This window comes from Acinetobacter sp. TW_SC_4 (genome assembly GCF_054861205.1).
Window position 1 is genome coordinate 53265 of record NZ_JBSLRK010000003.1, and the last position, 22205, is coordinate 75469.

The following is a 22205-nucleotide window of genomic DNA, read 5'->3' on the forward strand; positions in this document are numbered from 1 at the left end:
ACTTCGTGATTAATACCATGTTGAGTGACTTGCTGTGCTTGATCTAAACAATGATCTTGGCTCATTTCAGTTTGCATATTGATATGCATTATCTTTACTGATGCAACAGACACACTACTCCATCCTATGGCAAAAACCATAAGAAAACAAAACCAAAGTTTTTTGGAGAGATGAGTCAACACGAATGCTATCTAGGAATAGAATTTAATCCAAAATATCTTAACGGAATTTCAAATATTTACAACCCAATATAATTTAGTAGTTTCTCTAAAAATAACATAATACACCTTATACGAAATTCTCTTTATTTATCTTTAAATTTCAGTATATTAGATCAAGCCGTTGTGGGGCATAGGGTACCAGAGCGGCTTTTTATTGATTATTTATGTTCCACGCTTAAAATTCGAACAATGTTTCATGATTTTTATAAGTTAAACTAAATTTAGTTGCCAATCCCAATAAGCTATTCACTAACTTGTAAATATCGGTATACCGCCTGACGACTAATCCCAAAAGCTTTTCCTAATGCCATTTTTGATGGATACTTCCCTTCCCTCCATGCTTGTCGTAAAGCTTCAGCTTGGTCAGGCTTTAGTTTATGCACCCGACCTTTGTACTTCCCCTGAGCAGAGGCGAGTTTTATTCCTTCCTTTTGCCGCTCTAAAATGATCTCACGTTCGAACTGTGCAAAAGCACCCATCAATTGCAGCATCAAATTATCCATCGGGGTGGATTCGGCCGTAAAAGTAATATTTTCTTTTACAAACTGGATGGCAATCCCTCGTTTGACCAGTTTATCTACTTCAGTGACCAAATCTTTCAGGCTTCGCGCAAAACGATCCATGGAATGTACAATCACCCTGTCCCCTTCCCGGACATAGTTCAACATTTCCTGAAATTTAGGTCGGTCAGTATTTTTACCTGAAGCACGGTCAACAAAAATCCGGTCGACTTCAATTCCCTCAAGTTGACGTCCAGTGTTTTGCTCGACAGAACTTACCCGGATATACCCTACTTTTTGGCCTTTCAATTTTTCAGGCACTGTTGCAAATAGGCTGACATGATAAGCTAAATATCTTATTTATTTCGAGATACAGCAGATGAATCCCTTCCACGGTCGGCACTTTCAAGGTGAAATCATTCTTTGGGCTGTTCGTTGGTATTGTAAATATGGCATCAGCTATCGTGAACTTCAAGAAATGCTCGCTGAACGAGGCATAAATGTGGATCACAGTACAATTTATCGTTGGGTTCAGCGTTATGCTCCAGAAATGGAAAAACGGTTACGCTGGTATTGGCGTAATCCTACAGATTTACATTCATGGCATATGGATGAGACTTATATCAAAGTGAAGGGGCGATGGACTTACCTGTATCGTGCAGTTGATCAACGGGGTCATACGATTGACTTTTACCTTTCCGCTAGACGGAACAGTAAATCAGCCTATAGTTTTCTAGGAAAGATCTTCAATACGGTGAAAAAATGGCAAATTCCACGGGTCATCAATACAGATAAAGCAGCGACCTATGGCCATGCTTTATCACGGTTAAAGCGAGAAGGAAAATGTCCAGTAGATATTGAGCACAGGCAGATTAAGTATAAAAATAATGTCATTGAATGTGATCATGGTAAGTTAAAGCGGATCATCAGGGCCACATTAGGATTCAAATCTATGAAGACGGCTTATGCCACAATTAAAGGTATTGAAGTCATGCGTGCACTACGTAAAGGACAAGCATCGTCATTTTATTATGGTCAGCCTCAAGGTGAAGTGTGTCTAATCAACAGGGTTTTCGGTCTCTAAGCACTTTTAAAAAGGAACTTCATCGACTCAAATCTCTATTTGCAACAGTGCCTTTTTTTGACCTTTGCTTCAACTTTCATACAGTCGGTATGCATCATATCCTGGTTTTGAGATGCTTCCATTTGCATGGATTTCATCTGTTCAGATGGCATTAAACACCGCTTATGTACAGACGAAGCAGCAGCAGCCGATCCTACTAAAAGGATAGCAAACGATAAAAACAGCGATAGGCATGTTTTTAACCACTGCATAGAGATAAGACCAAAATTTAAGCTTTTTTAGTTTTACAGATTCGAAAGGAAATGACAACAATTTCATGAATAGTAGCCGAAGCTACCATTCATGATTCCAAGTCATATTATTTTAAAAAACTAATTCGATACCTGCACCATATTTCCATCCCTTTTCAGACTCTGTTGCCTCTTGCATAGAAGTGGCTTTCTGTCCTTTTTCATATTGGTAAGCAACATCAATGAAAGGTTTAATTCGCTTAGTAATCTCATATCGGGTTTTGATACCAGTTTTAAGTTCTGATAAACCTGATTTTGCAGCATAGTTAGAATCATCGCTAAATATTACATCTGCTTCGATATAAGGTTGAGTAATAAGTTTCTGAGTTAAAAGCAAATCACGTTCTAATTCAAAACTTGCTCCCCAAAAATTATTCTCACCGCCATAAAGATATGCTTGTGTTTCAAAGAAATAAGGAGCTAATCCTAATACACCAATAACACCATCAACTCGATCACTGTTGCTGCTATTTTTATCTTCGCTATATCTTACACCAGCTTGTATATCCCAAAATGGGGCTACGTTACGGCTATAAAGTGCTGATACAGCATATTTTGGATCATTACTTTCTGACTTTTCCGAATTGGCTTCAATAAATAGACGATTTTCATCTGTTCCAATCAAAGTTTCAAGCTTTGTTCCTAGGTTGCCCTTACCGTCTTCATCAACCATCCATGCATTTTCAAGTCTTGTTACTTGATAAATTTGTCCGCCATGTTCTTTAAGATGATCATCGTGAGATCCGTCTGATGTCTTTCTTGCAGTCAAAATAATATTATCTCCCCCATTTGCATTTTCCATTGAATAATATTCTGGATACAATTCTTGGGGGCTATATCTTAAGCCACCAGACTCCTGTAATAAGACTCTCATACCATTTGTAATATTACTTTCTTGTTCCGAAGTGCTGCTATTAGCAAAAGTTAAGTTTGATATACTTATTAATGCAATTGATAAGACTGTTTTTGAGAAGAAATTCTTAGTGATTTGCATGTGGATTTACTCCCTTCTCATTTACTTGGGACTGAGGAACAGTCTTTGTAGAATTACCATCTTCCACTTGAGCTACAATGAGTTTATTCATCATTCCTGCACTCATATGGTAAAGCAGGTGACAATGAATAGCCCACTCACCTAACTCATCAGCTGTGAGTAGAGTGGTTATCGTTTTCCCAGGTGGAACAATTACCGTATGTTTGTTTGGCATATTGCTTGGATCCTGACCATTCTCAAGCTGCATAAACATGCCATGTAAGTGCATTGGGTGAGCCATCATACTGTCATTGACAAATTTTAAGCGAATACGTTCACCATACTTCACCACTAGTGGGTCGGCTTCATTAAATTTTTTACCATTTATTGTCCAAATATAACGCTCCATGTTTCCACCAAGACGGATCTCTATTTCACGTTCAGCTGCACGAGTGTCTTTTTGAGGATCTAACGATTGCAAATCACTATATTGCAATGCTTTATTACCTTCAGGTGTTGAAGCATTTGCCCATCCAAATACGGTATTATCATTCTTGTCTGAAGCCGCCTTAACAGTAGCGCTATTCATCGGCATATCATGATCCATACCTTTCATAGAAGACATATCATGATCCATACCTTTCATAGAAGACATATCGTGATTCATGCCTTTCATAGAAGACATATCATGATCCATACCTTTCATAGAAGACATATCGTGATTCATGCCTTTCATAGAAGACATATCGTGATTCATATCTTTCATAGATGACATGTCATGGCTCATCCCCATATCTTCCATAGTTAATAAAGCACGAGGGCGAGATTTAGGCATCTCAATTTGTTTGACTGCTGGGCTGCTTTCTTCATGTAATGTTCCCACTGAAAAACCGGTACGATCAATAGATTCAGCTTCAATTTGGTAATGTGCTTGTTTTGGTTCCACAATGACATCATAGGTTTCAGCAGTACCAATACGGAACTCATCTACAGGAACGGGCTTTACAGGTTGACCATCAGCACTGACTACAGTCATTTTTAGGGTTGGAATGCGTACATCAAAGAATGACATAGCGGAAGCATTAATAAAACGAAGGCGAACTTTTTCACCAGCTTTGAAGTTACCGGTCCAGTTTTGCTGAGGTGTTTTGCCATTCATTAAAAATGTATAACCAGTCACATCGGACATATCTGTTTTCAACATCCGCATCTGATTCCACATAGAGCGGTCTTGCCAAGTTGCCTTTAATCCATCACGTTTAACTTGTTTTAATACATCGAATACTGTTTCGCGACGGTTCTGATAGTAATCTGCTTCTTTTTTAAGATTTTTCATAATTTGATCACTTGTTGAATTATGAAAATCAGAAAGCAAAACAACGTAATCTTTATCGGTTTTTTCAGCAGCTGTTAGTGGAGTTTTATCTTTAGGATAAATAACAAAAGCACCATATAAACCGTCTTGTTCTTGTGCTTTACTATGTGAATGATACCAATAAGTACCATTTTGGCGGACTTTAAAATTATATTCATAAGTTTTATTAGGGGCAATGCCATTAAATTTGTTAAATCCAGGTACACCATCCATAATTCCAGGTAATAATAAGCCATGCCAATGGATTGAAGAGTCCTGATTTTTTAACTTATTGTGAACACGGATAACGGCCTCATCACCTTCTTCAAATTCAAGAAGTGGTGCAACGAATTTACCATTAACGGTAATTCTCTTTAGCGGTTTTCCTGTGATATTTACAGTTTGTTCAGCGATTGTTAAATCATATTCTTTAACTGCCGCCATTACCCAAGTTGATGAAAATAAACCAACTCCAATTAAGAGTACATGACTTAACTTATTTGACATTCTATCTCACCTTTAGAAAGGTCAAGATTGAAGTAATAAAGCAAATATTTAGTATAAACTTTAATACTTCTTTCTCGCTATTTATAAAATTATTTATTGCTACTAGGCATATTCATCTTTGAATGATCCATTTTAGAATGGTCCATATTCATCATAGAATGATCCATTTTTGACATGTCAGATGAGTTAGGAGACTGATGTTGACTATGATCTTGCTGAGTCTTGTCATCTTTTTCCATTTTACAAGGTTTTGTACAAGGTTTCTGTGCTTTTACCGTTTTAGTGGCACTTGAGGTTGATACATCTTTTGCCCAAGATTGAGTACCAGCAATTAAAGTTCCAGCACACATTAAAATTGTTAGACTACGACGCACTACAGTTTTCATAAGTTTCTCTAAAAGTTAATTTCTTGCTACTACAATAAAGTGAAGCACTGAACATCTAAGTGACTTGAAAATGACATTTTTGTAATCTATCTCGATCAGATGTTTTATAACGTTATTATAGTTTTAATGAATGACTTAGGATTCGGAAATGAGAATACTATTAGTTGAAGATGAACAAAAAACTGGTGATTATCTCAAGCAAGGTTTATCCGAAGCTGGCTATATTACGGACTGGGTTACAGATGGGTTAACGGGTAAACATCAAGCTCTTTCTGAAGAGTATGACTTAATTATTTTAGACGTGATGTTACCTGGACTAAATGGTTGGAATATTATCAATGATATTCGTAGCAGCGGTAAAACAATGCCCATTCTTTTTCTTACCGCCCGAGATCAGATAGAAGATCGAGTAAAAGGATTAGAGCTAGGCGCTGATGATTATTTAGTTAAGCCTTTTGCTTTTGCAGAGCTTCTAGCTCGAATAAAAACGCTCCTTAGACGAGGGCAACAAAGAGAAGATAATAATATTATTAAGATTGCTGATTTAGAACTTGATTTGAGAAAACGTCGGGTAACACGAGCAGGTCAACGCATTGATTTAACGGCTAAAGAATTTGCTCTTATGGAGCTTTTTATGCGTAGAAGAGGTGAAATTCTACCAAGAGCACTTATTGCATCTCAAATTTGGGATATGAACTTTGATAGTGATACAAATGTAGTTGAAGTCGCTATTAAACGATTAAGAAATAAAGTAGATAGTAATTTTACCCCTAAGTTAATTCAAAATATTAGAGGAATGGGGTATGTATTAGAGGTAGAAGATGAATAATAAATTATTCAAATCTATCAGTTTTCGTATTGGTATTATTTTCTCATTATCGACTATATGCATTCTCATTATGATGGGGTTTTTCATCCATAAATTAGTGATGCATCATTTTGAAACGCAAGATCGTACCCAATTAGAAGGTAAAATCCAGCTTATTCAGAATCTTCTCCAACAGCATCCTAAAAATTCTCCAGAACTTGATCTATATTTGAAAGATGCTTTAGTTGGACACCATGATCTTATGGTCCAAATAGAACGACCGGCAGGTCAGATTTTATTTAGTTCAGCATCTTCAATCATTAATACTCAACAGTTAATCAAGTCAGCAAATAACCCTTGGATTAAATGGAAAATTAAGAATAAGACCTATCGTGGCATGATCTACAACACGGATATAAACAAAAATACTGAAATACAATCTGTACGCATTATTGTGGGGATCGATACATCTGAACATCTACATTTTTTAAATGATTTTAAGCGTCAACTTTTTTACATTGGTTTAGCCGGTACGATTTGTTTAATGTTTTTAGGCTGGTTTGCAACCTGGAGAGGTTTAAGACCCGTGCAAAAAATGGCTAAGGTCGCAGAAGGCATTTCTGCCCAACATCTTTCAGAACGTTTAGAAGTTGAGCACACACCAACAGAACTAAAATCATTAGCAATTGCCTTCAATGATATGCTCGACAGACTAGAATCAGCTTTAGAAAGGCTTTCCGATTTTTCATCTGATTTAGCGCATGAAATTAGAACACCGATTAATAACTTAATGACTCAAACTCAAGTATGTCTTGCCCGTAAACGAGATACCAGTACCTATCAAGAAGTACTATTTTCTAATTTAGAAGAATTAGAACGTTTGGCTCGCATGGTATCCGATATGCTTTTCTTGGCAAAAGCGGAACATGGCCTAAAATTACAGAACTTACAGAATATTGACCTGGTTAAAGAAGTTACAGCCTTATTTGATTTCTATGATGCGCTAGCTGCCGAAAAAAATATGACGCTTCAACAAACAGGATCTGGAAATGTCAAAGGTGATCCTGCTATGTTACGTCGAGCACTCAGCAATCTATTATCTAATGCAGTTAAATATGGAAATAAGAATTCTACAATACGCATAAAACTTCAACAGAATTTAGATAACACAATATTTTCAATTGAAAATGAAGGCCCTGAACTCTCTCCTGAACAACTATCCAGATTATTTGATCGTTTTTATCGAACAGATGCGTCTAGACAAAGAACAGAAGAAGGAACCGGCTTAGGGCTTGCCATAACAAAATCTATTCTTGATATGCTTGGGGCGACCATCCAGGCTGAATCCCTCAATGGTCGAATCATTTTTACCATTGTTTTTCAAAATGAATCCATGCAAGGGGAATCATTTTAACTCATTTTTTGAACATCTTCTATTTACCCGAGTTGACCTTACATAAAGCTCAAACTGAGAGCCAGAGCTACGCCAGCACCTATCATGGCAATTGTGTAGCCAAATATGATAGCTCGGCCAAACTGTGCCCCCCCTGTCATCCATGCAATTGTCGCTTTGCTTAACATGTTGCTCAGTGTGGCCGGCACTGTTGCAAATAGAGATTTGAGTCGATGAAGTTCCTTTTTAAAAGTGCTTAGAGACCGAAAACCCTGTTGATTAGACACACTTCACCTTGAGGCTGACCATAATAAAATGACGATGCTTGTCCTTTACGTAGTGCACGCATGACTTCAATACCTTTAATTGTGGCATAAGCCGTCTTCATAGATTTGAATCCTAATGTGGCCCTGATGATTCTCTTTAACTTACCATGATCACATTCAATGACATTATTTTTATACTTAATCTGCCTGTGCTCAATATCTACTGGACATTTTCCTTCTCGCTTTAACCGTGATAAAGCATGGCCATAGGTCGCTGCTTTATCTGTATTGATGACCCGTGGAATTTGCCATTTTTTCACCGTATTGAAGATTTTTCCTAAAAAACAATAGGCTGATTTACTGTTCCGTCTAGCGGAAAGGTAAAAGTCAATCGTATGACCACGTTGATCAACTGCACGATACAGGTAAGTCCATCGCCCCTTCACTTTGATATAAGTCTCATCCATATGCCATGAATGTAAATCTGTAGGATTACGCCAATACCAGCGTAAGCGTTTTTCCATTTCTGGAGCATAACGCTGAACCCAACGATAAATTGTGGTGTGGTCAACATTCACACCCCGTTCAGCGAGCATTTCTTGAAGTTCACGATAGCTGATGCCATATTTACAATACCAACGAACAGCCCAAAGAATGATTTCACCTTGAAAGTGCCGACCATGGAAGGGATTCATCTGCTGTATCTCGAAATAAATAAGATATTTAGCTTATCATGTCAGCCTATTTGCAACAGTGCCCTCTAAATTAAAAAGCAACTTCTAAAATGAGATTATCTTTATAAGTCCCTTCTGCAGAAGCATTACTTCCATCATCAATAATTTTGGCTGTATAGCTATAGCCTTGTGTTACTGACCCATCATAGATACCTGCATTCTGAGATGCATTAGAGCTTGACCAACGATCTGTACCTAAATATCCCCAACGTTGTGTCGTTGTATTTTTATAAATTTCATAAGGTATATATTGATTACCACTTACATTTTTCATACGACGGTTTTGGCTATAATTTTGACCATTTGAAAGACCAACAGTATAGGGGGTCTGTGCAGAACAGGTAATTTGTACTGTACCCGTAACAGGATTAAATTTGGAAACTAATGGAGCTGTGCCAAAATTGATATTTTGCGCATTAATCTTACAATCTTTTTCTACAATCAATTCAATATTAATTATTGCATCTTGGCCAGTTCCCCAATCTGTAATATTTCCAAGCAGATTGGTTTTTAAGTTGGGGCTATTATAATAAAGAGATATACCACCGATGCCAAGGTAAGGAATACGCCAGAACCATTTTACTAAAAATTGACCTTTATAAGTTCCAGGTACTAAATTAGTATTTTCGTTCACTCTGATATAAAAAGGGATGCTAGAGTTTGGTCCTGAAAAAAGTGAAATTACAACGAATCGAGTTAAATCTATGGGTTTTGATGAAGTTATAACAATATTTTTATCATAATCTAAGATTGTAATATTTGCAGAGTTTTTCCCATCTGTATGTATTAACTTTGATGGAGTATTTAATGCGGTGTATTGGATATATTGGTTCGAGAATAGAGTCAATGTTCCACTACAACTTAATCCACCTGATATTTGATTATCAGTAGGATTTAAAGAGGGGACATTAAAAGAACTTATAGGTCCCAAAGTAAGAGAACTACTTAGGGTAGTGCAGTTTGCAAAAGTCTGTTGTGTAAATGCCCCTAATAATCCAAATACTAATAGGGAAAATATCTTACTCCGCATCATTCTTCTCCTAACTGCACACAACATCTGAAATAGTAACGATCTGCTCTTGACCTAATTCGGCAGGGAATCTTGCGATACATTGCTGACCGTGTCCCAAATCAATTTTCAATAGATTTTCTTTTTCCAAATCTTCAATATAAACAATACCATCCATTCCAACATAAGTCGGATTCTTCTCTTTTTGATAAACTACAGCACCTGCTGGTAATGGTTCTCCACTTTGAGATTTTAGATAAACATTTCCCCCCTGAATTTTCTTCACAGGGAAATCCACAATAATTCCTGTACCTAATTTTGCAGCAGAACGACGCTCAACAACTGGTGTCGCAAAGTTAGAGGAAAGATTCAACGGATCTATTGAGTATTTAGCACCATAATAAGGTGTCACATTAGGTACAAATAAATAGCCTTTTTTATTGGTTTCCCCAATCAGGTTATTTTCATAGCGAATTGGAATATTGGCTTGGCCATTGGTGCTAATCAGGGAGAAAGACTCACCAAGACGGTTTGTTGCAAATATAGAGTTTCTCATCCAAATCACAGAACCTGATAAGCCATACCATTGATCATAATCATCATCACCTGAAATACCAGCTTGAGCATTTAAATAGCGGTTACGGTAGTTCATCTGTGCTTGGTTATAATTATTTGATTTTTCATTATATCTATGTGCTAAGTAGAAACCGAAACCTCCCTCGGTTGGCATCTGATAGTTATAGTTGATATAAGCTGAATCACCACCATTCTCTTGGTACTGATAACCTGTATTCAGATTACCACCGGTGGTACCGAATGGAATTGTCAACTGAATTGCAGCATTCCATATATCCTGATTTAAGTCTTGATTTGCTGATAAAGATAAAGTTGAACCCAATAAATCTCTAGGTAATACAGGTGTCCAAGACAGACTTAACAAATCCGAATCTTCAAAACTGTCTCGCTTGATACCAAAATAACCAATACCAAATGTACCTAAACGCTTTGTAGAAAAATGCAGATTTGCTACTGTGCTTTCAATTGCATTCACTGAAAGTAAACCATCTGTGTAATAACTGGCAATCGTATTAAAATTTTCATTCTGGCGGGAATGTGCAGCATTAAATCCAAAATGCGGTTGCTGGTATTGATAGCCAACAGTAAATTGATGCCCATTTTCATCATTATTTAATGTTCGTTTATTTTGTTTGGCTTTACTGTATGAATAAGAGGTATTTAATACACCAAAATTATAAAGTTTAAATACTTGCCCCAAGCCTGCATTCCAGATATCGTTATTACCTTCTGCATGACCTTCGGCCGTCAACCATGAATTCACACCATATCGTGCATCAAAACTTGCCAGAACATCACCATAATCAAAGTTTTTAATACCATAGTTTTCTCGTAGTTTACCTACCGAAACAGCATAATCAAAAAGCTTCGGTTTTAATAAATCTCCAGAAACATAGAATGGCAAAGTAGTTGAAACTTGTCTCCCTACTGCATCTGTTGTGACTACAACAGCCTCACCCCGTCCATTAATAAATGGGACGTTGTTTAAAATATATGGGCCAGGCTGAATATCATTAGTTGAGTTTTTAAGACCATTAATAAATAAATCAACAGTACTTGGTAAGGCTGCCTGACCGGTAAATTGAGGTAAAGGATAAGTAATCAAATCAGGGCGAATACTAAAATTACGACGTAGTTGAATCCCCCCTAAACGTACTGACTGAGTCCAACTATTTTTTGTTGCAGAATATATATCCCCGATTTCTAATGTGGCAATATTATTTTCGCTATCAAACTGCCAATTGGTATCAAATCGGAGATAGTTATTCTCTTTTTGATTTGTTACTGTATTTTTTAAAGAGCTATAATTACCTGTATTTTTCAAAGATCCCCACGGACTAAAGAATCTTTGCTCTGTAAAAATATTCAATGAACGAGATTGGTTATGTGGTTTATATACATACACATCATAGTTGTTAAGGAAACCAATCCCGCTTTGTGCAGGCGTTCTTTTATACCAATAATCTTTGCCTAACTGCTGTTCAGGCAACCAGTGCGATGGCATCGTTAATAGTATTTGCTGATTATTAGCACTATAAGATGTCTGTATATCTTTTTGCTGATCAATTTGCACCCACTCCTCAGGCTGCGCATTGATACCCAGATGTCCCAAAATATCACTACTTAGAGCATGTTGCGTATTGAAGTGGTCAGGATTAATTTCCAGATCACTCAAAACTGATTTTTGTAAATAATAATGCTCATCAACCACAACCACAGTCACTACTTTTTGGGTGGAGTAAGAGTTAATTACCAAATCCAGATAAAGCTTAATGGGTGGAATTTCTTTAACAGACTGAACTACATCAGGAATTTCAGAAAATGTTTCAGCATACACTGTTATATTTTGTGCACAGAATACTGCCAATATACATTTTGCTAAAACACTCCCCTTGAAATTTATATAATGATTCATAAGAAAAACACCTACTGTTTTTCAACAGCAACAATCTCTTTCTTTGATCCAACAATTGCACCCAGTGCATTAGTTTTATTTATATTATTTTTTAGGTCAGTGGATAAAGAAAAGTGAATAATACTATTTGGAAGGACATAGCCATAAGCATTGTTCTCGGCTTGAGCTTTAAATAGTTTATCTCCGGCTTTAAACTCTGAAATACGTGCTGACATTGCACCTGTATTTTTAATTTCAAGCACTTCTTTGCCTTTAGCCTGAGTAAAAACCCACGTTAAAACTGGCTTCGCGAGTGGATTTTTACTATTTATTTTTTTAGTTTCCTGCCCTGTACCACTACCTATTCCTTTCCCATAAGTAAATAAAGGAATCGAGTAACGCATTTTGAAATTGACACGACTATTATCGGTCTCACTATCTACTGCTACAGGTAATTCATCTACAACCACACGATATGAGTTTTCTTTTAGATCAGGTGTCGGCACGGCCTGAGTCAAACGGATCATTTGTTTTGTCCCTGCAGGAATTTTGACAATAGGCGGGCTTGCAATGATTTCCTGTTGTGTTGAAAACTGTTCTTTGTACTGATCCTGAGTCCATTTAAAAACACGGATCTGAACCATTGCAGGGCTATCTCCAACGTTTTCCAGCCAGACAGGTACTGCTTTTTGTTTATTTTCGATCACAGGGTAAATCGGCCAAATCAGAAAGTTTGCTTGGCTATAAGAAGCTGTTGCAGGGACGATCGTGCCTGTTATTGCCAAAGCTTTTAAAAATAAGCTGTGGGAAGAGGCAAATTTCTTTAAAAAAGTCATCATTGATATCACCATGCAATCGTTATTAAAACATCATCTTTATATTGACCAGGCATCTTATTGATTGCCCCTTGGCTTAGGTCTACAAGCCCATAAATCTGAAAACTCAACAAATGATTTTGTTCTGTACTTTTTAGAGTCAAAGTATTGTTGGCACTACTTGTACCAAGTGGCTGGGTTAAATTAGCATTCCGATAAAGCATATAATCGATGTAATTTTCCGAGCTAACATGTTTGAGTCGCCGATTTTGTGTAGATGTGTTTAAGCTTTTCCCATTACCAAATGTAATCGTGACAGGAACATCAGATGTACATTCAATTTTCCATGTATCCTGACTATTAGTAATACTGGCTGTAATTGCATTTTCCTGCGAAGTAGAGGCATGTGTTCCGAAATTTAAACCTTTTGGTGATTCCTGAAATAAGCATCCTTTTTCAATCACTGCACTCACTTCAATATTGGCTGAAGTTGCAGCCAATGCGGTTATTGAAGTTAACATCAATACAATAGATGTGTTTATTTTTAAAAGACTTTTAAACATATTCATCTACTCTATTAAAAATTTACTGTGACAGTAATTTGATCGGTGTATTCCCCTTTGGAAAGAGACTGTGCATTTACAGCTTCAGCATAAAGGCGAACGACATACTCACTTCCCCCCAAAAAATCGATACTGGTTTCTGGTGTAAGCACCTTGCCAGATTTATTATTTTCATAAATTTGATACGCAATATATTCACCGCCACCATTTGACATTGCTCTTTGATAATTCGCAGCAAACTGACTTGGCACATGATTTGCGTTACGACCTGCATTAAATGCAACTTTTACATTACTGCCGACAGGACAAAGAATATGGATAGCATTATTGGTCTCATTACTGAGCATTGCTGAAACTGATGAAAAACTGGCATCTAGATCACCAAAATCCAGATCACCCAATTTATTGAGATTTGCACCATTTAAAGTGCTTTTTTGATTAATCAGGCATGCAGGTTCTAAAGTGATTTCGCTTTTTAAGCTCACGCTGCCAGAACCTGCATAAAGAAGATGAGAATGGAAAAAAACACACAGACTCAAACAGAGAGATTTGAATTTAATATTTTCAAACATTGCTCATCTCCTTCTGAAAACTTCTTAGAATGAAACAGTTACAAGTAAAGTATCTGTATAATCACCGTCAGAAACAGTCGTTGTATTTGCAGCAATAGCACCATACATCGGAACTGGTACTGCTGTTCCAGCAGTTACAGGGAATGCAACATTTGTATTTAACTCATAAAGTTTGCTACGAGCAGCATCTTGATAAACATTATATGCAACGGTATCCGTAGCATTTGATAATGTTCTGTCGCCACGCTCACCACCGTTCACGCTTACATTGAATTGTGTAACACCTGTGTCACAAGTCACTGTCAAGTCACCACCATTGCCTGATGATGCAACTTCTGCTGTCAGTACGTTTGACCAAGTTGATGCAGATTTACCAAAATCAAGTTCACCAAACTTGTTCATGTTCCCTTCAACTTGTGAATTATCAACAGTACAACCTGATGAAATGTTTAATTTTACATCAACTTGCCCTGTAATTGCTGCGAAAGAAGACGCAGCAAATAATGAAGTAAAAGTGAATAACCCAATAGTTAAAATGCGATTTTTTTTCATCATGTAATCACCAAAAAAACAGAATTAAAATTAAATCACAACACTAAGTGTTAATTAGGTCACATTTAAAGTAAAAAATGTAATTTTAATAACTTATAGTTACATAATTGTAAAAATACACAACTAAAAGAGCTATGAATTCAAAATATAGTCTTAAGTTTAAAAAAACCTATTCCTCTATTTAACATAATGGCGGTTATACGAAGTACACTTGTATATTAATTTAAATATCAATTACTTAAATAATTAATCCTGATCATAAAAACCGCAAAAAGCCGATTTTGAAACAAGTCGGCTTTTTTATGAGCGGTTTTGATACTTCTTGCCAATAAAATTGTTTAAAAAATAGTCAATTTTGCGATTTTTTAAATTTTATCAATGCTTGAATGCTTAAAATTATCCACATTTTTTGTGGATAAAATTTAGGCTATTTTGTACGCCTAGGCTTACGTAAATTCCGGTTCTTTACGGCTGTCCAGGAAAGGTGAATTTTCCTATGATGAACTCATCGGGAACAGGAAGTTCCATACAAGAATAACAAGAGATAGGCACAAGGACTGTAAGGTACGACAGGAGTTATACCGAGCGAACCAATACAAAAAACCCCGGCAGGATGCCGGGGTTTTTTATTGCTTAGAATATCTATAACTGGGTATTGATCTGATAGCGTGTATTACGTCCACCACCTTCTAATTTAACGATACATTCTTTCCCAAGTAACTCTGATAAGTGGCGAGTAGCCGTTGCCTTACTGACTTTAGCAACCTTTTGATATTGCGAAGCACTAATACCATGTTCAAAGCCATTTTCGCCACCGTCTAATAAACGATTTAGAACTTTACGTTGTTCTTCACCCAGGGCTAAATTTGAATATTTATGCCAAAATTGACTTTTAAACAATGTTCGACTGATCTGCGCTAAGGTTTTTTCAAGGCTTTCATTCAACATGTCTAGAAACCAAATCAGCCAATCTGTGATATCAGAATCATTTTTTTGAGTTTGTTCTAATATCTCATAGTAACTTTTACGTTTATTTAATATCGCAGTAGACATTGCATACAAACGGATACTTTGCTCATCCATTTGAGCTAGAGCAAGGTCTGTAAGTATACGTGTAATACGGCCATTACCATCATCAAAAGGATGTAGGGTAACAAACCATAAATGGGTAATGCCTGCACGTAATAGAGGATCAAGCAATGAATCATTCAGACTCTGATTAAACCACGCTATGAAGGTATGTAAGCGTTCTTCTAAGCCTTCTCTTGGCGGTGCTTCAAAATGTACTTTAGGGTAATCCAATCGACCTGAAACGACCTGCATAGGCTCTGATCCCCTCAGTTGACCAATGCGTAAACGTTGCATTATCCAGTCGGGGTCATTGAAAAGCCAACGATGCCATTGCATGAGGCGCTCAACAGTCAGTGGTTGCTTAACATCGTTCAGCGCATCCAGCATGATATTGGCTAAACCTTCTGATCGATCTGAGCTTGGATAAGGCTGTTCAAGAGTGACACCCAAGCGTTGGGCTAAAGATGATCGCAATGAAAAAACATTGAGGGTTTCATTTTCAATTGCTGATGAAGCAACGAGATTGGCAAGTAGAGTATCTAGAGTGAATTGTTCTTTCGCTAAATCATGCTGACTTTGTCCAAGAAGAATTCCTATTTTTTGATGTATCTGTCTGGTTTTAGGTAAGATAGTTGAATCTTGCCATGTGAAATTTATCCAGTTTTCTGCTTGCCAAATCCATTTCTGCATTTTCAATCTCTCTCATCTAAAATCTAAGATGAGTTAAATATAGCACAAATTCGACTCATATTTTGAGCCGAATATGTACTGTTAATTAGCTCATTATTTATCGAGAACAGTTCTACTTGGGGCTTACATTTTGACTTCGTATAAGGTGTATGATGTTAATTTTAGGGAAATTTAAAAATTATCCTCTTTCAATAACGCCATAAAAGAAGTGAAGTTATCTGCTAATTTTATAGTTCTCAACTTATTTTCAGTGGGTGATATTTGGATAAGGTCATCATGATAAATCAGAGTAATAGGTGGTTCATCAGTATCAAGATCATCTCTGTAATCAAAAGCTAGTAAGTCACCACCTGCACATTCTCCGAAAATCACTATGTGTTTATCCATAAACTCATACATGTATTCATCAGGCTGATTTAATTCAATTGCTTCATATTTTTTGATGGAATCCTCATACTTTTTACGATCTTCCTCATCCCAAATTTCTATTTCTTCATATCCGTAGCTATAAAAATATACGTCTCTATCTGTAAACTCATTGTTATGATCTAAAAACTCAAAATAGTTATTTTGAGGAGTTAATCCATTGTGTTTACTCAGTAATTCAACATAAGACTTAGGGAATTTATAACCAATAGACTCAGCATAATCTTCAATAATTTTTCTATCAATTTGGCCATGATCTGTGTAGACATCAATATTCATGTAATCTGCTCAATTAATTTTTTTATAGTATAAATTAGGAATTTAGATTTCCATTTAACATAATGGCCGTTATACGAAATAACAAACAAACAAACATCTCTTACTCTTAACAGGTTAAAGCCAAAATGCCTTATCAAAATTTAAATATTATGTATGACTTCGGACCAATCGATGTAGAGGTCATAGAAAATTTTGAGCAAGATAAGAAAATTAATTTCCCTCTGAGTTATAAAAATCTGATGACTTGTCACAATGGGGTGCAATTTATTGAGAATAGTTTTGAATATTCTGATTCTAATAATGAGATTGGAGAATCTAGCATAGGATTTTGTTGCTTTGGAAAAGAGCTAGGCGGTGATCATATTGAAAACTGTCAAGATCAGGATATATATGGCCAGGATAGGATAGTCATTTTTGGACTAAATGGTTGTGGTGACTATATCGGATTTGACTACAGATCTGACGTTAATAATCCGAAAGTAGTTCTTATGTACCATGATCAGTATATTAAAGATCAACATGGACAACCCAAATTAAAATTAGTAGAAGTATCTGATAGTTTTGATAATTTTTTGAGTTTACTAAGATAGTTTGCATATTACTGAATAAGTCGGCCACCCATTCCTGTTCGTGGTCTACCAGTTATTCTATCCAAGTAGGCCACTTATAACTCACAATTCCTAACAGGCATACAGATTAAGGTGAACTAATATGAATAGTTGGGTTGTTAATATTATTATCATTACGATTTTATGGATAGTTTTATATGGATTATACAGAATTTTAGTAGTGTATTTCGCAAGAAAGAGAATGCGTAAAATGGCTGAACAGGAAGAACAACGTAGAGTTGAAATACGAGAAATCTTAAAAAACAAGCTGATTGTATTGAATCAGGTTGCGATTAAAATAGCAGCCGAAGAATTTATGCAGGCATTATTAGATTGGAAATCTGAGAGAACCATTAGGGAAACTATAGCACCCTATAGACCTGAATGGGGTGAGCAAGAAATTCTGAACTGTATTGAACGGAGTGAAAGTCTTATTAATCCAATAATAAAAGTATATCAACCTGTTTATGATGTCGCAATTCAGAAAAAAATCGATCAACCATTTGATTTATCTGGTTATATTCATTCTTTTTTTACGGGTTTTTATTGGAGTGAAGTTGATTATCCTGAAATTGATAAGCCATTGAGCAAATTAAGTGAATTAATGAGAGGTGGGTTATCCCACGAGGAATTCTGGGAAACAGATTATTATAAAAAGCATCTTGTACCTAAAAAAGTACAAGAACGTATGGAAGAACTGAGAAAAATAGGAAAATATTAATTTTATAATTTTTTTAATAGCACTTTATCAAAGATAATTTTAGTGGCCTACTTGGAATAGTAATGACTTGTATAGTACTAACGAGAATAGATGGTAGATTTATACAAGAACATGCAGATAGTTTAAATTATTAGCCTGAGACTATATTTAACATAAAATCTCTTATACGCAATTCAGTTGTTAGAACCTGTAACTCCAAAATAGAAATGTCCAGTTTCTCCAAAGTAAAAATGGGCACTGTTGCAAATAGGGATCTGAGTCGATGATTTTCCCTTCAAAAAAGCTTAGAGACCGAAAACTCTATTTACTAGCCAAACTTCTCCTAGAATATTACCGTTATAAAATAATGAAGTTTGTCCTTTGCGTAGAGCACGCATAACCTCAATACCTTTAATTGTGGCATAAGCCGTTTTCATAGACTTGAATCCCAACGTAGCCTTGATGATCCGTTTGAGCTTGCCATGATCACATTCAATCACGTTATTCTTGTATTTAATCTGTCGATGCTCCAGGTCTTCAGGACACTTTCCTTCCTGTTTTAGTCGCGACAAAGCACGGCCATAGGTATGAGCCTTATCAGTGTTTATGACTCGTGGAATCTGCCATTTTTTGACATGATTCAAAATCTTACCAAGAAAACAATAAGCTGAATGGGTATTTCGTCTAGCAGAAAGATAGAAATCAAGAGTATGGCCACGTTGGTCAACTGCACGGTATAGATATGCCCATTTGCCATTCACTTTTACGTAAGTTTCATCCAGATGCCATAAATGTCGATCTGTAGGATTACGCCAATACCAACGTAAACGTTTTTCCATTTCTGGAGCATAACGCTGAACCCAGCGATAAATTGTGGTGTGATCAACATTCACTCCACGTTCAGCGAGCATTTCCTGAAGTTCGCGATAGCTGATGCCATATTTACAATACCAACGAACAGCCCAAAGAATGATTTCACCTTGAAAGTGCCGACCGTGGAAGGGATTCATCTGCTGTATCTCGAAATAAATAAGATATTTAGCTTATCATGTCAGCCTATTTGCAACAGTGTCCTTGGGTAATACATTGATCTCGAACGTCTTGCAGAACAGCAAGACGTTGAATTGCTTTGTCAGACATAGTGCTCAGCATCTATATTCCATATCCAGTCCATGGTGGTTAAACCATCATAAACTAGATATTTTTATTGGTGAGAATATAGACATTTTGAATGGATTCTAACACGTGCACAGAAGACAGTAATCAAAGAACGAAATCTGAATCCTGTGCTTGACTTGGAAATGTCTGTATAGGACATTTCTACTTGGGAATAACAGCAAATGTTCTAACAAAAGCTGAACGTATCTGGACTTGATAGATAGCTCTTCAAAATCAAACCTAAAGCTTTCGAACTTATTGCATAATTTTCTGAAAATCCGAACTTCAGACAAATATACTCACTAACCCAACTTGGCTTTATGAATCTGAGAGTTCTATATCCAAATTTTTCAGCAATTTCAATCAATATTAACAACAACTTAATAGTAAATTCCAAGCTACATAATTCATTTCGAAATGCCACTGTTTCAATGAGAATTTCTTTTTCTTGATTGGGATTCCAAATATTGCCAAAACGAATAAACAATTGATCAATATCTATTTTTCTTGAACTAATTGAAATAGAAATACTCTCATGATCAACATTAAAATTGTTTCCAAAAAAATTAGCACGAGCGTCTATTGCAAGCTCTCGATAAAAAAAATTATCAAACTTATTAACAATAAATAGTTTTTCATCTTTTTTAATTAAATTTTTATTCGCAGTAAATTCCATATTACCTCCCTAAAAACTAGAAGTTACCATAGAACACACCTTGAAGTAAACTATTGATTTTAAATAAAATATTAAATAAACGTTTTATTTATCTTTGAAAATCATTAATGAAATATTTTATTTATCTATAAAAAATAATTAAAAAAAACTAAGTTCAATCCTCATTAAATTTACGTTTTTTAATTTTAAAAGTTCCACGACTTGCCACTCGTTGTGCAAGTTCAGGATTCCGCCCAGATAAGTGCTTAATCACAACTGGAGCGGCACTATTGGGAGCCTTGCTTACTATGGTATCGTTTACAACATACATCACTGTTTCACGTTGGGCGACTTCAATGCCTTTTTCGCGAAGGGCACGTCCTGCCAAAGTGGCAATTTCAACTTCATTGTCGTCATCATCAATTAGATTTATAGCTGACATATTTATACACTCCGACCTCAATCCTTATAACCCATATTATGTAGCCTTATAAAAAATAAAAAGCTAGAAGCATTTTTGTATAAAGCTCTACCAAACACACACTATAGCTTCTTTTCTACTTTAAGGTAGCTATGATGTGTCTCTAAAATTTTATATTTAATTTCAATTACTTATATAAAATCCTTTTAATGTAGCTTAAATAATAAAATAAATAAAATCAAATACTTAAAAATCCAAAAAAGTGAAAAATTCTCGGGATACATCATAGCTACCTAATTTTCCAATTGATGAAAGGTCATCATTGCATCCAGATTATTCACTAAACGTAAGCGTCCGCTGAGCCCCACTTTCTCTAACTCATGAATACCGCGATAGTGTCCACTAATTTTAAGTGGACACCTATTTATGGATTTAAAGACAGTTATAGACGGCTTTGTTGCACAAACCTATCTGTAAAGGCTTTTTCAGCGATATAATTTTCAAATGAAGAAGCCTACACACAAAATCTACCGCACAACCAATTGGCCCGCATATAACCGAGCACTCATGAGTCGCGGAAATATTGCCATTTGGTTTGATCCTGCTACGCAATGGTATGCTCTATCAAAAGGCAAACAAGGGCGAAATCAAACCTACTCCGACGCAGCCATCCAATGCTGCTTAATGATTAAATCCTTATTTCGTCTGTCTTTACGTATGGTTACTGGCTTTGTGCAAAGTCTGATTAAACTTTGCGGATTAAATTGGATAGCTCCAGATTACACCACGCTTTGTAGAAGACAAAAGCATATTGATATTGCAATCAGCTACCAAAAAAGTAGCGATGGGCTGCATCTACTCATGGACTCTACAGGCATGAAGTTTCTAGGTGAGGGCGAATGGAAACGCAAGAAACATAGACCTGAATATCGTCGCCAATGGCGTAAACTACATATTGGTATAGATGCCAAAACCCTGCAAATACGAGCAGTTCAGCTTACAACCAATAATGTCAGTGATTCATAGGTGCTTGGTGATCTACTTAATCAGATTCCACAAGATGAGCGGATTGACTCTGTTTATACCGATGGAGCTTATGACACCAAGCAATGCCTTCAGGCCATTGCAGATCGGCAAGCGCATGCGGTGATTCCACCTAGAAAAAATGCGAAACCATGGAAAGATACAAGGAGTAGCTCGCTAGAACGAAATGAATTACTTCGAACAGTCAAACGTTTAGGCAGGACACTATGGAAAAAATGGTCAGACTATCATCGGCGAAGTTTGGTTGAAACTAAGATGCATTGCATCAAATTATTAGGAGATAAACTCAGTGCAAGGAGTTTTGATAGCCAAGTGAATGAGATCCATGCACGTGTAGCAGTCCTTAACAGATTTACGGAATTAGGTCGACCACTTACCCAAGTTACGCCTTAAATTTGGCTCAATTAGGGGCGCTTTGCATTTCAAATCTTTGTGCAACAAAGCCTTTCAGCGGCAGACTCTCATATATGGACAGATCCCTGACAGGAATTACCGGGAGAGTTTTCAATTTCATATCCTCTCCCAAATGACATAACATCATAAGTTACGCAAGTTATGTAACTTTTATTCCTGCCAGACCAATCCCGGGCAGTTCTTCTCATTAGATGGATCCTTAGTTTTCAGCACTGCACTTCCATATATGGACAAATCCCTGA

General features: G+C 36.3%; 21 protein-coding genes and 2 pseudogenes. 6 read left to right on the forward strand and 17 right to left on the reverse strand.

Annotated features, from left to right (window positions below):
- Positions 1-463: 463 nt before the first annotated feature.
- Positions 464-1030, reverse strand: a complete 567-nt coding sequence (locus ACWM1W_RS16715; protein WP_004282172.1) for a recombinase family protein — start codon at positions 1028-1030, stop codon at positions 464-466.
- A gap of 70 nt (positions 1031-1100) precedes the next feature.
- On the opposite strand from ACWM1W_RS16715, the gene ACWM1W_RS16720 reads away from it, so the two are divergent.
- Positions 1101-1805 (forward strand): IS6-like element IS1008 family transposase, encoded by a 705-nt coding sequence (locus ACWM1W_RS16720; RefSeq protein ID WP_001067783.1) that lies wholly within the window; start codon positions 1101-1103, stop codon positions 1803-1805.
- A gap of 53 nt (positions 1806-1858) precedes the next feature.
- Here ACWM1W_RS16720 and ACWM1W_RS16725 read toward each other — a convergent pair.
- From ACWM1W_RS16725 to ACWM1W_RS16740, 4 genes and pseudogenes are all read right to left on the reverse strand, one after another.
- A pseudogene (locus tag ACWM1W_RS16725) lies at positions 1859-2123 on the reverse strand (hypothetical protein); the annotation flags it as partial.
- 45 nt (positions 2124-2168) lie between these two features.
- Positions 2169-3089 (reverse strand): copper resistance protein B, encoded by a 921-nt coding sequence (locus ACWM1W_RS16730; protein WP_004733213.1) that lies wholly within the window; start codon positions 3087-3089, stop codon positions 2169-2171.
- A complete protein-coding gene (locus ACWM1W_RS16735) occupies positions 3076-4929 on the reverse strand; it encodes a copper resistance system multicopper oxidase (protein ID WP_461603327.1) in 1854 nt (617 codons plus the stop codon). Before ACWM1W_RS16735 ends, ACWM1W_RS16730 begins: the two co-directional genes overlap by 14 nt.
- A gap of 89 nt (positions 4930-5018) precedes the next feature.
- Positions 5019-5315: a hypothetical protein gene (locus tag ACWM1W_RS16740; RefSeq protein WP_004695744.1), complete on the reverse strand. Its 297-nt coding sequence runs from the start codon at positions 5313-5315 to the stop codon at positions 5019-5021.
- 148 nt (positions 5316-5463) lie between these two features.
- Here ACWM1W_RS16740 and ACWM1W_RS16745 point away from each other — a divergent pair, with 148 nt between their 5' ends.
- Positions 5464-6144: a heavy metal response regulator transcription factor gene (locus tag ACWM1W_RS16745; RefSeq protein WP_004679347.1), complete on the forward strand. Its 681-nt coding sequence runs from the start codon at positions 5464-5466 to the stop codon at positions 6142-6144.
- Positions 6137-7537 (forward strand): heavy metal sensor histidine kinase, encoded by a 1401-nt coding sequence (locus tag ACWM1W_RS16750; RefSeq protein ID WP_375726243.1) that lies wholly within the window; start codon positions 6137-6139, stop codon positions 7535-7537. The genes ACWM1W_RS16745 and ACWM1W_RS16750 overlap by 8 nt, the downstream gene beginning before the upstream one ends.
- Positions 7538-7772: 235 nt before the next feature.
- On the opposite strand, the gene ACWM1W_RS16755 is transcribed toward ACWM1W_RS16750, so the two are convergent.
- The 9 genes from ACWM1W_RS16755 to ACWM1W_RS16795 form a co-directional block, all read right to left on the reverse strand.
- On the reverse strand, positions 7773-8477 hold the full coding sequence (locus ACWM1W_RS16755) for an IS6-like element IS1008 family transposase (RefSeq protein ID WP_001067790.1): 705 nt from the start codon (positions 8475-8477) through the stop codon (positions 7773-7775).
- Between the two features lie 70 nt (positions 8478-8547).
- Entirely contained in the window at positions 8548-9546 is a 999-nt protein-coding gene (locus ACWM1W_RS16760; RefSeq protein ID WP_461603328.1) for a Csu type fimbrial protein, read from the reverse strand.
- A 10-nt stretch (positions 9547-9556) separates the two neighbouring features.
- Positions 9557-12016 (reverse strand): fimbria/pilus outer membrane usher protein, encoded by a 2460-nt coding sequence (locus tag ACWM1W_RS16765; protein ID WP_375726184.1) that lies wholly within the window; start codon positions 12014-12016, stop codon positions 9557-9559.
- A gap of 11 nt (positions 12017-12027) precedes the next feature.
- Complete coding sequence (locus tag ACWM1W_RS16770) at positions 12028-12834, reverse strand: fimbrial biogenesis chaperone (RefSeq protein WP_004740220.1); 807 nt, start codon at positions 12832-12834, stop codon at positions 12028-12030.
- 5 nt (positions 12835-12839) lie between these two features.
- A complete protein-coding gene (locus tag ACWM1W_RS16775; RefSeq protein ID WP_004740222.1) occupies positions 12840-13373 on the reverse strand; it encodes a Csu type fimbrial protein in 534 nt (177 codons plus the stop codon).
- Between the two features lie 14 nt (positions 13374-13387).
- Complete coding sequence (locus ACWM1W_RS16780; RefSeq protein WP_004740224.1) at positions 13388-13945, reverse strand: Csu type fimbrial protein; 558 nt, start codon at positions 13943-13945, stop codon at positions 13388-13390.
- Between the two features lie 24 nt (positions 13946-13969).
- Positions 13970-14500 carry a Csu type fimbrial protein gene (locus tag ACWM1W_RS16785; RefSeq protein ID WP_375726183.1) on the reverse strand — a complete coding sequence of 177 codons (531 nt, stop codon included), beginning with the start codon at positions 14498-14500 and terminating at the stop codon, positions 13970-13972.
- A gap of 639 nt (positions 14501-15139) precedes the next feature.
- Positions 15140-16258, reverse strand: coding sequence for a Fic family protein (locus ACWM1W_RS16790; protein WP_375726182.1), 1119 nt, complete (start codon positions 16256-16258; stop codon positions 15140-15142).
- 171 nt (positions 16259-16429) lie between these two features.
- The gene (locus ACWM1W_RS16795; protein ID WP_375726181.1) at positions 16430-16963 is read right to left on the reverse strand and encodes an SMI1/KNR4 family protein; all 534 of its coding nucleotides are present in this window, start codon (positions 16961-16963) and stop codon (positions 16430-16432) included.
- Between the two features lie 125 nt (positions 16964-17088).
- Here ACWM1W_RS16795 and ACWM1W_RS16800 point away from each other — a divergent pair, with 125 nt between their 5' ends.
- Both ACWM1W_RS16800 and ACWM1W_RS16805 read left to right on the forward strand, forming a co-directional pair.
- A complete protein-coding gene (locus ACWM1W_RS16800; protein ID WP_005105965.1) occupies positions 17089-17553 on the forward strand; it encodes an SMI1/KNR4 family protein in 465 nt (154 codons plus the stop codon).
- A gap of 121 nt (positions 17554-17674) precedes the next feature.
- The gene (locus ACWM1W_RS16805) at positions 17675-18292 is read left to right on the forward strand and encodes a hypothetical protein (protein ID WP_004647761.1); all 618 of its coding nucleotides are present in this window, start codon (positions 17675-17677) and stop codon (positions 18290-18292) included.
- A gap of 284 nt (positions 18293-18576) precedes the next feature.
- Here the strand turns inward: ACWM1W_RS16805 and ACWM1W_RS16810 are convergent, their stop codons facing one another.
- From ACWM1W_RS16810 to ACWM1W_RS16820, 3 genes are all read right to left on the reverse strand, one after another.
- Positions 18577-19281 carry an IS6-like element IS1007 family transposase gene (locus ACWM1W_RS16810; RefSeq protein WP_375726180.1) on the reverse strand — a complete coding sequence of 235 codons (705 nt, stop codon included), beginning with the start codon at positions 19279-19281 and terminating at the stop codon, positions 18577-18579.
- Between the two features lie 335 nt (positions 19282-19616).
- Positions 19617-20105 carry a hypothetical protein gene (locus ACWM1W_RS16815; RefSeq protein WP_375726179.1) on the reverse strand — a complete coding sequence of 163 codons (489 nt, stop codon included), beginning with the start codon at positions 20103-20105 and terminating at the stop codon, positions 19617-19619.
- Positions 20106-20259: 154 nt separating this feature from the next.
- Positions 20260-20526: a hypothetical protein gene (locus ACWM1W_RS16820; protein ID WP_375726178.1), complete on the reverse strand. Its 267-nt coding sequence runs from the start codon at positions 20524-20526 to the stop codon at positions 20260-20262.
- A 483-nt stretch (positions 20527-21009) separates the two neighbouring features.
- Here ACWM1W_RS16820 and ACWM1W_RS16825 point away from each other — a divergent pair.
- Positions 21010-21942: pseudogene (locus ACWM1W_RS16825) on the forward strand (IS5 family transposase).
- Positions 21943-22205 lie beyond the last annotated feature (263 nt).

Excerpts from the sequence above, each read along its gene's own strand:
- ACWM1W_RS16730 (WP_004733213.1), bottom strand. The coding sequence starts at position 3,089 with ATGCAAATCACTAAGAATTTCTTCTCAAAAACAGTCTTATCAATTGCA.
- ACWM1W_RS16775 (WP_004740222.1), bottom strand. The coding sequence starts at position 13,373 with ATGTTTAAAAGTCTTTTAAAAATAAACACATCTATTGTATTGATGTTA.
- ACWM1W_RS16810 (WP_375726180.1), bottom strand. The coding sequence starts at position 19,281 with ATGAATCCCTTCCACGGTCGGCACTTTCAAGGTGAAATCATTCTTTGG.
- ACWM1W_RS16760 (WP_461603328.1), bottom strand. The coding sequence starts at position 9,546 with ATGCGGAGTAAGATATTTTCCCTATTAGTATTTGGATTATTAGGGGCA.
- ACWM1W_RS16765 (WP_375726184.1), bottom strand. The coding sequence starts at position 12,016 with ATGAATCATTATATAAATTTCAAGGGGAGTGTTTTAGCAAAATGTATA.
- ACWM1W_RS16820 (WP_375726178.1), bottom strand. The coding sequence starts at position 20,526 with ATGTCAGCTATAAATCTAATTGATGATGACGACAATGAAGTTGAAATT.
- ACWM1W_RS16770 (WP_004740220.1), bottom strand. The coding sequence starts at position 12,834 with ATGATGACTTTTTTAAAGAAATTTGCCTCTTCCCACAGCTTATTTTTA.
- ACWM1W_RS16780 (WP_004740224.1), bottom strand. The coding sequence starts at position 13,945 with ATGTTTGAAAATATTAAATTCAAATCTCTCTGTTTGAGTCTGTGTGTT.
- ACWM1W_RS16785 (WP_375726183.1), bottom strand. The coding sequence starts at position 14,500 with ATGATGAAAAAAAATCGCATTTTAACTATTGGGTTATTCACTTTTACT.
- ACWM1W_RS16755 (WP_001067790.1), bottom strand. The coding sequence starts at position 8,477 with ATGAATCCCTTCCATGGTCGGCACTTTCAAGGTGAAATCATTCTTTGG.
- ACWM1W_RS16720 (WP_001067783.1), top strand. The coding sequence starts at position 1,101 with ATGAATCCCTTCCACGGTCGGCACTTTCAAGGTGAAATCATTCTTTGG.
- ACWM1W_RS16745 (WP_004679347.1), top strand. The coding sequence starts at position 5,464 with ATGAGAATACTATTAGTTGAAGATGAACAAAAAACTGGTGATTATCTC.
- ACWM1W_RS16805 (WP_004647761.1), top strand. The coding sequence starts at position 17,675 with ATGAATAGTTGGGTTGTTAATATTATTATCATTACGATTTTATGGATA.
- ACWM1W_RS16815 (WP_375726179.1), bottom strand. The coding sequence starts at position 20,105 with ATGGAATTTACTGCGAATAAAAATTTAATTAAAAAAGATGAAAAACTA.
- ACWM1W_RS16800 (WP_005105965.1), top strand. The coding sequence starts at position 17,089 with ATGCCTTATCAAAATTTAAATATTATGTATGACTTCGGACCAATCGAT.
- ACWM1W_RS16790 (WP_375726182.1), bottom strand. The coding sequence starts at position 16,258 with ATGCAGAAATGGATTTGGCAAGCAGAAAACTGGATAAATTTCACATGG.
- ACWM1W_RS16735 (WP_461603327.1), bottom strand. The coding sequence starts at position 4,929 with ATGTCAAATAAGTTAAGTCATGTACTCTTAATTGGAGTTGGTTTATTT.
- ACWM1W_RS16795 (WP_375726181.1), bottom strand. The coding sequence starts at position 16,963 with ATGAATATTGATGTCTACACAGATCATGGCCAAATTGATAGAAAAATT.
- ACWM1W_RS16740 (WP_004695744.1), bottom strand. The coding sequence starts at position 5,315 with ATGAAAACTGTAGTGCGTCGTAGTCTAACAATTTTAATGTGTGCTGGA.
- ACWM1W_RS16750 (WP_375726243.1), top strand. The coding sequence starts at position 6,137 with ATGAATAATAAATTATTCAAATCTATCAGTTTTCGTATTGGTATTATT.